Annotated in this window: 16 protein-coding genes; 7 read left to right on the top strand and 9 right to left on the bottom strand. The window is 63.9% G+C overall.

The annotated features are described in order from the left end of the window. Positions 1 to 33: 33 nt before the first annotated feature. Entirely contained in the window at positions 34 to 1,701 is a 1,668-nt protein-coding gene (gene ettA, locus AC56KL_RS07020; protein WP_497179448.1) for an energy-dependent translational throttle protein EttA, read from the top strand. A gap of 166 nt (positions 1,702 to 1,867) precedes the next feature. After that, on the top strand, positions 1,868 to 2,401 hold the full coding sequence (locus tag AC56KL_RS07015; protein WP_497179447.1) for an REP-associated tyrosine transposase: 534 nt from the start codon (positions 1,868 to 1,870) through the stop codon (positions 2,399 to 2,401). A gap of 191 nt (positions 2,402 to 2,592) precedes the next feature. Here AC56KL_RS07015 and AC56KL_RS07010 read toward each other — a convergent pair whose 3' ends face one another. After that, positions 2,593 to 3,168 carry a porin family protein gene (locus AC56KL_RS07010; RefSeq protein WP_497179446.1) on the bottom strand — a complete coding sequence of 192 codons (576 nt, stop codon included), beginning with the start codon at positions 3,166 to 3,168 and terminating at the stop codon, positions 2,593 to 2,595. Positions 3,169 to 3,353: 185 nt separating this feature from the next. Beyond that, positions 3,354 to 3,950, bottom strand: a complete 597-nt coding sequence (locus tag AC56KL_RS07005; RefSeq protein ID WP_497179445.1) for an alpha-ketoglutarate-dependent dioxygenase AlkB family protein — start codon at positions 3,948 to 3,950, stop codon at positions 3,354 to 3,356. Positions 3,951 to 4,002: 52 nt separating this feature from the next. Here AC56KL_RS07005 and AC56KL_RS07000 point away from each other — a divergent pair, with 52 nt between their 5' ends. Beyond that, positions 4,003 to 4,581, top strand: a complete 579-nt coding sequence (locus AC56KL_RS07000) for a putative pterin-binding protein (RefSeq protein ID WP_497179444.1) — start codon at positions 4,003 to 4,005, stop codon at positions 4,579 to 4,581. A 15-nt stretch (positions 4,582 to 4,596) separates the two neighbouring features. Here AC56KL_RS07000 and AC56KL_RS06995 read toward each other — a convergent pair whose 3' ends face one another. From AC56KL_RS06995 to AC56KL_RS06965, 7 genes are all read right to left on the bottom strand, one after another. Further along, complete coding sequence (locus AC56KL_RS06995; protein ID WP_497179443.1) at positions 4,597 to 4,959, bottom strand: hypothetical protein; 363 nt, start codon at positions 4,957 to 4,959, stop codon at positions 4,597 to 4,599. Positions 4,960 to 5,089: 130 nt separating this feature from the next. Next, the gene (locus AC56KL_RS06990) at positions 5,090 to 5,467 is read right to left on the bottom strand and encodes an MAPEG family protein (RefSeq protein WP_497179442.1); all 378 of its coding nucleotides are present in this window, start codon (positions 5,465 to 5,467) and stop codon (positions 5,090 to 5,092) included. Between the two features lie 138 nt (positions 5,468 to 5,605). Continuing rightward, positions 5,606 to 6,439 (bottom strand): Rossmann-like and DUF2520 domain-containing protein, encoded by an 834-nt coding sequence (locus tag AC56KL_RS06985; RefSeq protein WP_497179441.1) that lies wholly within the window; start codon positions 6,437 to 6,439, stop codon positions 5,606 to 5,608. Position 6,440: 1 nt separating this feature from the next. Next, positions 6,441 to 7,019, bottom strand: a complete 579-nt coding sequence (locus AC56KL_RS06980; RefSeq protein ID WP_497179440.1) for a DUF924 family protein — start codon at positions 7,017 to 7,019, stop codon at positions 6,441 to 6,443. A 34-nt stretch (positions 7,020 to 7,053) separates the two neighbouring features. After that, positions 7,054 to 7,806: an MgtC/SapB family protein gene (locus tag AC56KL_RS06975; RefSeq protein ID WP_497179439.1), complete on the bottom strand. Its 753-nt coding sequence runs from the start codon at positions 7,804 to 7,806 to the stop codon at positions 7,054 to 7,056. A 10-nt stretch (positions 7,807 to 7,816) separates the two neighbouring features. Then, positions 7,817 to 8,083, bottom strand: a complete 267-nt coding sequence (locus AC56KL_RS06970) for a hypothetical protein (protein WP_497179438.1) — start codon at positions 8,081 to 8,083, stop codon at positions 7,817 to 7,819. After that, a complete protein-coding gene (locus tag AC56KL_RS06965) occupies positions 8,083 to 9,912 on the bottom strand; it encodes an aminopeptidase P family protein (protein ID WP_497179437.1) in 1,830 nt (609 codons plus the stop codon). The genes AC56KL_RS06970 and AC56KL_RS06965 overlap by 1 nt, the downstream gene beginning before the upstream one ends. A gap of 146 nt (positions 9,913 to 10,058) precedes the next feature. Between AC56KL_RS06965 and AC56KL_RS06960 the strand changes: the two genes are divergently transcribed. The 4 genes from AC56KL_RS06960 to AC56KL_RS06945 form a co-directional block, all read left to right on the top strand. Continuing rightward, entirely contained in the window at positions 10,059 to 10,409 is a 351-nt protein-coding gene (locus tag AC56KL_RS06960; protein ID WP_497179436.1) for an MmcQ/YjbR family DNA-binding protein, read from the top strand. A 104-nt stretch (positions 10,410 to 10,513) separates the two neighbouring features. Further along, a complete protein-coding gene (locus tag AC56KL_RS06955; protein ID WP_497179435.1) occupies positions 10,514 to 11,140 on the top strand; it encodes a hypoxanthine-guanine phosphoribosyltransferase in 627 nt (208 codons plus the stop codon). Positions 11,141 to 11,150: 10 nt separating this feature from the next. Continuing rightward, on the top strand, positions 11,151 to 11,744 hold the full coding sequence (locus tag AC56KL_RS06950; RefSeq protein WP_497179434.1) for a helix-turn-helix domain-containing protein: 594 nt from the start codon (positions 11,151 to 11,153) through the stop codon (positions 11,742 to 11,744). Beyond that, on the top strand, positions 11,744 to 12,256 hold a 513-nt coding region (locus tag AC56KL_RS06945), incomplete at its 3' end, for an IS3 family transposase (RefSeq protein WP_497179433.1). The genes AC56KL_RS06950 and AC56KL_RS06945, both read left to right, overlap by 1 nt.

Here is a 12,256-nt window from a genome sequence, read left to right as displayed (position 1 = left end):
CCTCTGCACCTCAAACAACACCAGAGTTAAAACATGGCCAATTACGTCTATACCATGAACCGCGTGGGCAAAATCGTCCCGCCAAAACGTCAGATCCTGAAAGATATCTCCCTGTCCTTCTTCCCGGGCGCGAAGATCGGCGTGCTGGGCCTGAACGGCTCGGGCAAGTCGACCCTGCTCAAGATCATGGCCGGCATCGACACCGACATCCAGGGCGAAGCACGCCCGATGCCGGGCCTGAACATCGGCTACCTGCCGCAGGAACCGCAGCTCGATCCGGAAAAGACCGTGCGCCAGGAAGTGGAAAGCGGCCTGGGCGAAGCCTTCGAAGCCCAGGCCAAGCTGGAGGCCGTGTACGCCGCCTATGCGGAAGAAGACGCGGACTTCGACGCCCTGGCAAAAGAGCAGGAGCGCCTGGAAGCGATCATTTCGTCGTCGGATGGCGGCAACCTGAACCTGCAGCTGGAAATGGCCGCCGACGCGCTGCGCCTGCCGCCGTGGGACGCAAAAATCGCCGTCCTGTCGGGCGGCGAAAAGCGCCGCGTGGCGCTGTGCAAGCTGCTGCTCTCCAAGCCGGACATGCTGTTGCTGGACGAGCCGACCAACCACCTGGACGCCGAATCGGTCGAGTGGCTGGAGCAGTTCCTGCTGCGCTTCCCGGGCACCGTGGTGGGCATCACCCACGACCGCTACTTCCTTGACAATGCCGCCGAATGGATCCTGGAACTGGACCGCGGCTCGGGCATCCCATGGAAGGGAAATTACTCGTCCTGGCTGGACCAGAAGCAGGCGCGCCTGAAGCAGGAAGAGGCCACCGAGTCGGCGCGCCAGAAATCCCTGCAGAAGGAACTCGAATGGTCGCGCCAGAATCCGAAGGCACGCCAGGCCAAGTCGAAGGCGCGCCTGGCCCGTTTCAACGAACTGTCCGAATACGAATACCAGAAGCGCAACGAGACCCAGGAGATCTTTATTCCCGTGGCCGAGCGCCTGGGCAATGAAGTCATCGAGTTCAAGAACGTCTCGAAGGCCTTCGGCGACCGCCTGCTGCTCGATAACGTGTCGTTCACCGTGCCGCCGGGCGCGATCGTCGGCATCATCGGCCCGAACGGCGCCGGCAAGTCGACCCTGTTCAAGATGATCGCGGGCAAAGAGCAGCCGGACAGTGGCGAAGTCGTGATCGGCAAGACCGCCAAGGTCTCGCTGGTCGACCAGCACCGCGACGAATTGGCCAACAACAAGACCGTGTTCGAAGACGTCACCGGCGGTGCCGACATGCTGAGCGTGGGCCGCTTCGAGATGCCGTCGCGCGCCTATCTCGGCCGCTTCAACTTCAAGGGATCGGACCAGCAAAAGGTCGTCGGCAACCTGTCGGGTGGCGAACGCGGACGCCTGCACCTGGCCAAGACCCTGCTGCAGGGCGGCAATGTGCTGCTGCTGGACGAACCGTCGAACGACCTCGACGTGGAGACCCTGCGCGCGCTGGAAGACGCCCTGCTCGAGTTCGCCGGCAGCGTGATGGTGATCTCGCACGATCGCTGGTTCCTGGACCGTATCGCGACCCACATCCTGGCCTTCGAAGGCAATTCGCAGGTGACCTTCTTCGACGGTAACTACCAGGAGTACGAGGCCGACAAGAAGAAGCGCCTGGGCGAAGAAGGCGCCAAGCCAAAGCGTATCCGCTACAAGCCGCTCACGACCTGAGCTCAGCAGTAAGTGTTTGTTTCGTAAAGGAATCCCCGCCATGCGGGGATTTTTTTAATTCCGGAAACGAACGCAACCCGCCAAACCTCGTGTGTAAAATCTTCGTCGATAGGGCCGGATGGCCTGGGATGTATGCGGCCTTTGAAGGTACGCGTTGACGGAGCTTATGAGTGACTACCGCGACAACCGCGTCCCCGGCGGGACGTTTTTTTTCACGGTGCGCCTGCTGGACCGCGGCAGCACCCTGCTGACAGACCATATCTCCGCTTTTGGTGAAGCCATGCGGCTGGCGCGTGCGCGCAAGCCCTTCCATGTCGACGCCTGGGTGGTATTGCCCGACCATGCGCATGCCATGTGGACGCTGCCGCCGGGCGACCACGACTGTTCGAGCCGCTGGCGCGCGGTCAAGATCGCCTTTTCGAAAGCGCTGCGCAAATCCGGGCTGGCCCTTGCCAACGAAGGCGCTATCTGGGAACGGCATTACCAGCACTACCGCGTCGGCGACGACGAGGAATACACGGCGCTGGTCGACTACACCCATCTTGACGCCGTACGCCACGGGCATTGCGGCCATCCGCGCGACTGGCCATGGTCCTCGCTGCACCGTTTCGTCACTGCCGGCCATGCGATGCCGGAGCCGGAACTGATCGTGCCGCCCTGGGTGCACCGTCCGCAGCAGCAGGTGTTCGCCCGGCTGTGACCGCATCATTTGTTCTTACGAAACCACCGAATCGCTTAGCCAAACTGTAGGGTGGTTGGCTTGCCGACCGCGCGTCCAACTCCGGCATGCGCCGCGACAGCTCATGCATGCGCTGAACGCGCGGTCGGCGAAGCCGACCACCCTACGAAAAAAGGCCCCGCAGGGCCTTTTTGCTTAAGGTATGCGCTTTTTTAAAACGCGTACTTGGCGCCGATAGTCAGCACGTCGGCCTTTGCGCCGAAGTCCTTGCTCTTGCCATAGCGTTCGTACTCGCCGACCAGCGACACGTTCTGGTTCAGCCTGTACTCCGCGCCCAACGCGCCGTAGGCTTCGGTCTTGCTTCGGCTCATGTTCTGCGCGGCGTTGAGGGTTTCCAGTTCGCTCTTGGTGCGCGTGGCGCCCAACTTGCCGTACACCGAGAACTGCTCATTGAGCGGCAGCGTGGCTTTGGCTGCCAGATAAAGCGCGCGGCCATCGGTTTCACCGCGGGCGTTCACGCCGCCGATCGAGTAGTTGACGTCCGATTTGCGAAAATCGGTATATCCCGCTTCCACGCCCCAGGTCTGGTCGAACTCGACACCCCCGAAAAGTTTGCCGGAAGCCTTGTAGCCTTCGGTATTGACGTTGGTGGCGCCCGAGCGTTTGAAATCGTGGTCGGCGCTGGCTATGCCGACGCCGACATAGGTGCGGGGAGCAGTGGAGGTCTGGGCCTGGGCCGCCGACATGGTGGCTGCAGACGCAATCAATGCAACGATGAGTTTTTTCATGCGCGAATCCTTCTACTTGACTGGTTCGCGATTCCACATGAATCGCGATGTGGCCAAGATAGCATTCGAAGCAATCGTTATCCCCTTAAAACCCGCTTAACAGCCGAATGAACTGTAAGCAAATGTAAGGTAATGACCGACTGGTCATATATGTTCCAAAGACGATGTTGAAGAAAGTCCGCTTGTTAGTCGATGTTGCGAAAAGTTAGATTGATTCGCGGTCCAAGCGGCTTCGTCGTTTTATTGATCCCATGCATCCAGTTGGCCTGCGTTTTCCCGGCCATGAAGAGCAGGCTACCGTCGGTCAAAGGAAGTTTCAGGGTTTCCTTGCTGCGCTTGTGGCGCAGGATAAACGCCCGCGTAGCGCCGAAACTGACGGAGGCGATGGCCGGTTCGGGTCCCAGCTCGGCTTCGTCGTCGCTATGCATCCCCATGCTGTCGCGTCCATCACGGTAATAGTTCAGGAGCACGCTGTTGTAGCGCCGACCGGTCGTTTCCTCTGTCGCCTGGCGGATGGCGTCGAGCAGCGGTGTCAAGGGCGCGGGCGCCAGCTGCAAACCCGAATAGCGATAGGCCTTGTCGCCATACCAGGCGCTCAGGCGCGGCTGCAGGTGGCGCTTGCCATAGACGACGACCGTTTCCTCGCGCCAGTCGGTTTCCGAGATCAGGCGCGCCAGCACCAGCTCATTGGTCCAGGGCAGCGGCAATTGGGCCAGGAAGGCCAGCTCGCCATCGACGATGGGAATCGGAGACAAGCCCGGGGATGAGGCAAATAAATCCATTGTGCAAGTTTCAGTCGTATGATGAGCGTTTCCGCCATCACCTCATTCTCGCATGGACAAACGCCACTTCCTAGGGGCCGCACTTGCCACCGGCGCCCTGCCCCTTGCCTCCGCCAAGGCACCCGTTCCCGCGCAGGGGCCGACCCTGCTGACCATCACGGGCGCCATCGCGCGCAGCAACCGCGGACCGCTCCACCCGTTGCGCGACCAGATGATGGTCAAGCAAAGGCTGGCGTTTTCACAGGCCTTCGCACTGGATTTCGCGACCATCGCGGCATTGCCGGCACAGGCCATCCGCCCGACGCTGGAGTACGACAGCAAGGTGCACAGCTTGCGCGGTCCCCTGTTGACGGACGTGCTGGCCTTGGCCGGCCACAAGGCGTCCGACGCATCGAAGGTATTGCTGCGGGCGGTGGACGGCTATGCCGCGGCGGTCCCGATGAGCCAGCTCCGTGCCTGGCGCTTCATCGTGGCGACGCACCTGGACGAACGCCCGATGGCGCTCGGCGGGCTGGGGCCCTTGTGGGCCGTGTACGATGCCGACCGCGTGCCGGAGATAGCGGCGCGGCCAGTCAAGGAACGGTTCGGCGCCTGCCCCTGGGCGCTGTATCACATCGAGGTACAGGCCTAGAACAGGCTCAGGTACTCAGGCGTAGGCTTCGGCCAGGCTCATGACGCGCGGCGTGACGCTCAGGCCGACGTTGCCGAACAGCGCTTCGATCGCGGCCAGGTTGGCTGTGCACTCGTCGGCTTTCCAGCCGTTGAACAGGTCGGTGCCATCCTTCTGGAAGTGCAGGTCCAGCACCTTGCCTTTGTCCTTGTGCACGTAGCTCTGCTGGTGGATGTTCTTGAAGCCGAGCTCGGCCAATCCTGCCAGCACCGTCTGCGGTGGATTGTCCGGATCGGTAGCAAGAAAGACGCCGAAGGTCTTGCCGGGAGGTTTGGCGGCAATGTCTACTTCGTAGATGCCTGGGGCTTTGGTAACGCTCGTACTCTTCAAGAACAGCATGTCATCTCCTCCTTTTCCGGTGACCCGCAGCGGCGCGAACGGCGCCTGCAAACGGGGATCGGTATCTGTCAGCGTTCTAGCTTATTGCCCTCTGGGAACTTTGTCGATCATTGTCTGCGCTTTTTTCGTTCTAGCGCAGCAATAAGCCCCAAACCGTGCCTCCAATTAACAACGCACAAGCCACCAGGCCCGTCACGAAGCCCGCTTCGCGCCGGGCCGGATCACGGACATAGCCGAGCGCATACGCCACCCGGCCGGCGCACCACAGCAGGCCACCCGCTGCCGCCCACAGGTCGCCCAGGTAGAAAGCGCACATCCACAGCGGTACCAGCAGAAGCGGCAACTGTTCGAGCGTATTGGCCTGCACCCGCTGGCAACGCTGGAAGTCTTCAGGACCGTCCATCATGGGCGCCGGGATGCCGTGGCGAATGCGGGCGCGGCCGGCATTCACGCCGGTCCAGAAATAGACGCCGAGTGCGGCCAGCGTGGCCCAGGCAGTGAAAAACATGGAAACTCCTGTGGATAAAGCTATGGATAAGCCGGTGAAGAATGCCTGGACAGGCGCGGTATAAACCCTGGACAAGCCTGGTATAAGCGAGGGATAAGGGCTGTATAAGCGGTGGACAATTCTTGAACGAGTCCGCGCTCAGGCTTCGCCGCGTCGACGGCGCGCCAATGCGGCGGTGGGCTCCACCAGGGCTTCGTACAGGCGGCCGGTGGCCGGCTCCCAGCGCCTCACGGCGTCCTGCTGGCGCGCCACGGTGGCGAAATCGCCGCGCGCGACCGGACCGCTGAGCGCGGCTTCGGGCCCGAGGCGGAATACGTTGGACAGCGCTTCCTGCGCCAGCGGCCGCGCCAGCTCGCGCGCCACTTCCGGCGGCACCCCGGCCGCCGCATAGGCGCGCAGCGCGGCATCCAGCACCGTCACCAGGTAGTTCGACGCGAACACGGCGGCCGCGTGGTACACCGTCTTGGCGGCCGGGTCGATGCGCACCGGGCGCGCCCCGAGCGCCACGAAGGCCGGTTCAAGCAGCGCCAGCGCGCCGTCGTCGCCTTCGATGCCACAGAAGGTGCCGGCAAAATCCGCGGCCACCGCCTGCGGGTCGGCGAAGCTGCGCACCGGGTGCACGCTGGCGACCAGGGCGCCGGCATCGCGCGCCGCCTGCAGTTCGCTGGAGGCCTTGGCGCCGCTGCAATGGAACACCACTGCGCCCGCCAGCTGCGCCCCCTGCGCCGCCGCCAGCGCCCGGCAGGCCGGTTCGATCGCATCGTCGCTCACTGCCAGCATCCACACCCGGGCCGGGCGCATCTGTGCGACGTCCTCGCAGGCGCGGCCGGCGCCGATGAAGTCAACTGCAGCACGGGCGCTGTCGGGGGAACGTGTCAGGACGTCCTGCACGCTGGCGGCGCCGTTGGCGGCGAACAGGCGTCCGAGCGCGCGGCCGACATGGCCGGCGCCGACCAGGTTCAGCGTCGCCACGTCAGAAACTGGAGCCGGGCAGTTCCAGGAACGCCAGCTCTTCCGCGGACGACGCGCGGCCGAGGATCACATTCCGGTGCGGGAAGCGGCCGAAGCGGGCGATCACGCCGCGATGGCGATGCGCGTAATCGAGCGCCTCCGTGAAACCTTCGTGCTGCGCGGCCAGCTCGGTGAACAGGGTCACGGCCTGCTCCTGCATGCGCGCGTCTTCGGCGTGCTCGAAAGGCATGTAGGCAAACTGGCGCTCGACCGGCGACAAGTCCAGGTGCCGGCCCGCGTCCACCAGCTGGATCGCGCCGGCCAGCGCCAGCGTGTCGCCGGCGAAGGATTCCGGCTTGCCGCGGAAGGCATTGCGGGTGAACTGGTCGAGCACCAGGATGCGCGCCAGCGTGCCGCGCGGCCCGGTCTCGTCCCATTCGCGCAGCCCGCCCGCCACCGCCTGCGCGATCAGGGCGCCGAAGCGCTCGCGCAGCGCGGTGTCGAAGGCTTCGTCCTTGCGGAACCATTCGATGCGTTGCTTGCCATGTCCCTCGCTGCCTTCCGGCAGAAACCAGAAATCGAGAACGTCTTGTGCTTGCATGGAAAACCCCAGTGTGGAATGGATGTTCTTGCTCTTAATTGCGTGCGTGGGAGAGCTGGAAGGCTTCCAGTCCCTCGAAAGCGGCCAGCTCCTGCGCCAGCTCGGACAGCGGCGCACCGCTGCGGTTCGACAGCGCCAGCGCCACGAAGCGCCACTCCTGGCGGCCGTCGTCGCTGCTGATCGTGAGCGAGCTGCCCGCGATCTCGTAGCCGCGCTCGAGCGCGGCCTTGCGCAGCAGCTCTTCGCGCGGCAGCACCTGCGGCTTGAAGCGCATGCGCACAGCCACTGCGTGGCGCGACGGCAGGATGGTTTCCAGGCGGTGCAGGTAGATCATGATCATGCTTGAAAAAAAGGCCAGGCCCATCGCCGCCAGGTAGAAGCCGACGCCTACCAGGATGCCGATCGCGGACGAGGCCCAGATCGAGGCCGCCGTGGTCAGGCCGCTGATATTGAAACCTTCGCGCATGATGACGCCGGCGCCGAGGAAACCGATCCCGGTGACCACGCCCTGGATGATGCGGGTCGGGTCGACCGGCGCCAGCACGCCGCCATGGCCGCCGTACCAGAAGTCGGGATAGCCGGCCAGGATGGTCAGCGCCGCCGAGGCCATGCACACCAGCCCGTATGTGCGCATGCCTGCCGCACGGCCGTGGTAGGCGCGTTCGTAGCCGACCAGCAGGCCGAGCGCCAGCGCGCCGGCCAGGTGCAACAGGATCAGGCCATTGGTGACGATACTGGACTCGCTCCAGTAGACGGCAAGCAGGTCGTTCGCGGGTACGGGAGACATAGGCGGATCGTCACGCCCCCGGCTTCTTGCGCACCAGCTGCTTTTCGAAAGCCTCGTCGTTCTTGGTGAGGCGCCTGACTTCCTGCGGGCCGAGGCCGTTCACGAAGGCGACGAAGTCGTCCAGCTCGAGCGGCGCGTTGAGCGCCGGCGCACCTGGCGCCTCCGCCAGGTAGAACAGGCCGTCGCCGGTGCGCGCCATTGAATACAGGACGTTCCCGGTGCGCTTCTTGAGACGCTCGACCGCCGCGCTGGCACGGGTGGAACGGGAGCTCGCCATCAGATCGCCTCCGTGCGCAAGATGAGCCAGTCGCGCGCGGCGCCTTGCACGAGCGGTTCGAGGCGCGTGCGCACGGTGGCGTGGTAGGCGTTCAGCCACGCGATCTCGTCGGCGCGCAGCAGGGAACGGTCGAGCGGCCGGGTGTCGATCGGGCACAGGGTGAGCGTCTCGAAGCCCAGGTATTCGCCGAACTCGGTGTTGTCGACCACTTCGTTCAGCACCAGGTTCTCGATGCGGATGCCCCAACGCCCGGGGCGGTAGATGCCCGGCTCGATCGAGGTGATCATGCCCGGTTCCATCGCGGTATGCGGGTCCGGCGGGACCGCCGGGGAAATCGTCTGCGGACCTTCGTGCACGTTCAGGAAGTAGCCGACGCCGTGGCCGGTGCCGTGGCCGTAGTCGATGCCGGCGGCCCAGATCGGCGCGCGCGCGATGGCGTCCAGCAGCGGCGCGCGGGTGCCGCGCGGGAAGCGCGTCGAGGACAGGTTGATCAGGCCCTTCAGGACCAGCGTGTAGTCGCGCTTTTGCGCTTCCGAGGGCTGGCCGACCGGGACCACGCGCGTGATGTCGGTGGTGCCGCCCAGGTACTGGCCGCCCGAGTCGATCAGCAGCAGGCCGTCGCCCTCGATCGTCGCGCAGGTCTCTTGCGCGGCGCGGTAGTGCATGATCGCGCCGTTGCTGTTGAAGCCGGCGATGGTCGAGAAGCTCGGGCTGACGAAGTGCGGACGGCGCGCCCGCGCAGCCGTGATGTGGGTGTCGATCGCCACTTCGTCCAGCGGCATACGGCCCGGGTTCGCCAGCTCCGCTTCCAGCCAGCTGAAGAATTCGCACAGCGCCGCGCCGTCCTGCTCCATGGCGGCGCGCACGTTGACGGCTTCCGCTTCCAGCTTGCGCGACTTGGCGAAGGTGGTGGGGTTGATCGCTTCCACCACGTTCACGCCCTGGCTGACCGCGGCGCGCATGCCGGCCGTCACGCGGCGCGGGTCGAGCAGCAAAGTAGCGCCATCCGGCAGCGCCGCCAGGGCAGTGGCGGCGTTCGCGTAAGGCGCGAGATGCACGCCGTCGGATTCCAGGCGCGCGCGTACGTCCGCCGGCACCTTGCCATCGCCGACGAACAGCGTCGCGTCTGCGCGGCCGACCAGCGCGTGCGCCAGGAACACCGGGTTGAAGCTGACGTCGGCGCCGCGCAGGTTGAACAGGTAGGCGATATCGTCCAGCGTCGAGATGAAGTGAAAGCCGGCGCCATGCTGCTCCATCGCGGCGCGGGTGGCGGCCAGCTTGTCGGCGCGGCTCATGGTCGCATAGGGCGGCAGGTGCTCGAACACCGGGTCGCCGGGCAGCGCCGGACGGTCCTGCCAGACTTCGTCGAGCAGGTCGATATCGGTGCGCAGCACGATGCCCTTGGCCGACAGCGCGTCCGACAACAGGCGCGCGCCGGCCAGGCCCAGCACGCGGGCATCGACTGCGACGGTCTGCCCGGCCGACAGGTTTGCCGCCAGCCAGTCCACGTGCATCTGGCTGGCCGCGCCGGGGATCTTCATGAGGGCGATCTTGCCCAGGCCTTCGCTGCCGGCCAGCTCGGTTTCCGCCTGGGTCCAGTAGCGTCCATCGGTCCACACGCCGGCGAAACCGGCGGTGGCGATGAAGGTGCCGACCGAGCCGGTGAAACCGGACAGCCACTCCCTGCCCTTCCAGTGTCCGGGCAGGTATTCCGACAGGTGCGGGTCGCTCGACGGCACGACATAGGCGTCGATGCCGGCGCGCGCCATCGCGCTGCGCAGCCGGGCCAGGCGTTCCGTGCGGGTTTGTTCGAATTCGGGAGTGGACATGGCTTGGTGGTTCGTTGTTATCCAAGCCACGTATGATACGCCGCAATGCCGCCCCGTGTCGCTTCTGGTTATTGCGCTATGACATCATCCGCTACAATGTCATCAACAAGGAAATGACCGGCGCACAGCCGGCCCAGGAGACAAGCATGGATTTCGAAGCGGCCAAGGCCCTCTGCCGCAGCTTCCCCGGCTGCACGGAAGACACCAAGTGGGACCACAACACCGTGTTCTCGGTGGGCGCCAGGATGTTCGCCGTGACCAACAAGGATGGCCCCTCGACCGGCTTCAGCCTGAAGGCGGACGACGAGCGCTTCCTCGAATTGACCGACCGGCCCGGCATCATCCCGGCCCCCTACCTGGCGCGCGCCAAGTGGGTCTTCGTGACGCCGGAAGCCCGGCTCGACGAAGACCAGTTCGCGGCCCTGCTGCGCCGCTCCTACGAGCTCGTCTTTGCCAAGCTCACCCGCAAGCTGCAGCGCGACATCAGCGGCGCCTGAGGCGCCCCATCCATGCGCCATGCCATGCACACCATTCCAACAGGAACGTGGCTGCAAGGGCGAATGGCGCATAATCGACCGATCCTTTTGAAAACAGAACGCCCATGCAAGACTACCACCATGACCGCGCCCGCGCACTCCTCGCCAACGCCACCCAGATCGTCACGCCCGAAGAAGTCCAGGCCTCGGTAAAACGCGTCGCCGACCAGCTGAACGCGCGTTTCGGCAACAGCAAGGACAAAGCCTTCCCCCTCGTGCTGGGCGTGATGGGCGGCGCCGTCGTCTTCACCGGCCACCTGCTGCCCCAGCTCGACTTCCCGCTCGAATTCGACTACATCCACGTCAGCCGCTATGGCGACGCCGACCGCGGCGGCAAGATCGTGTGGAAGGTCATCCCGCGCCAGGACGTGAGCGGCCGCACCATCGTGGTCGTGGACGACATCCTCGACGAAGGCGAGACACTGGCCCACGTCAAGCAGCGCCTGCTCGACATGGGGGCGGCCGAGGTGGTCGTCGCCGTGTTCGCGGACAAGGACCTCAAGCGCGCCAAGCCGATCAAGGCCGACCTGGTCGGCCTCACGCTGCCGAACGAGTTCGTGGTCGGCTTCGGCATGGACGTGTACAACTACTGGCGCAACCTGCCGGGGCTGTGGTCGATCAATCCGGACGACCTGAGTGCGGCGGAGCCGCCGCCGCCGTTCCCGACGCCGGACGCCAAGCGCCTGGATTGATTTTCGTAGGGTGGTCGGCTTTGAACTGACCCCAGAAAGTTGGACACTAACTTTCTGGGGTTTTATGGGGAAGTACACACCTGCCTTCAAGCTGATTGTCGTGCAACGGTATCTTGAAGGCTCGATGGGTTACCGGACGCTAGCCGAGGAATTTGGCATATCGAATCCTTCACTTGTACAACGGTGGATTGAATTTTTCCGACTTCATGGCGAGGATGGGCTCAAGAGGAAACGTACCTCATATGACGCCGCTTTCAAGCTCACGGTTCTGCATCACATGTGGGAAAATAAGCTATCAAAGGGTCAAACTGCCACGGCATTCAATATTCGGCGTCATGCTACGGTGGGTGCGTGGGAGCAGGCTTATCGTGAGGGCGGCGCCGCAGCCCTGGAGCCCGGCCCGACAGAAAGACCAAGAATGCAGCCCGAGAAGAATAAGCCTGAGCCCTCTGAAAATCTTGATACGCGCAGCCGTGAGGAGCTACTCGATGAGCTGCTTCATCTGCGTGCGGAGGTTGCTTACCTAAAAAAGCTCGATGCCTTAGTTCGCTCGCGACCGCAAGTGAAAGCCCAACCGAAAGCGCCGCAGAAAAAGCGCAAGTAGTGCACGAACTAAGGCCACAATTTCCACTGCATGTCCTGCTCAAGGCGGCCGAGCTGCCTCGCAGCGTCTTCTACTATCATCGACAAGCACGACAGGTACAGGACAAATACGACGAGGTAAGAAAGCGTATCCGCTGCATCTACGATGAGCACCGGGGCCGGTACGGCTATCGACGTATCACTGCAACGCTCCATCAGCTTGGCGAGAAGATCAACCATAAGACTGTTCAACGGCTGATGGGTGAGCTGAACCTGAAGTCGCTGGTCCGTCCCAAAAAATACTGCTCTTTCAAGGGAGACATGGGAGTTGTAGCGCCTAACGAACTTGCGCGAGAATTCGAAGCTACTGCGCCTAATCAGAAGTGGACAACCGACGTTACCGAATTCAAGGTCGGCGATGAGAAGCTGTACTTGTCGCCGATTCTTGATCTGTACAATGGAGAGATTATCGCTTTCAAAACCTCCAGGCGACCTGTCTTTGAGATGGTCCGTTCGATGCTGAACAACGCGCTC

The sequence above is a fragment of the Telluria sp. ZB4P34 genome, from assembly GCF_059686055.1.
Note: the sequence above shows the minus strand (reverse complement) of the source record. Positions and strands in the feature narration are given on the sequence as shown.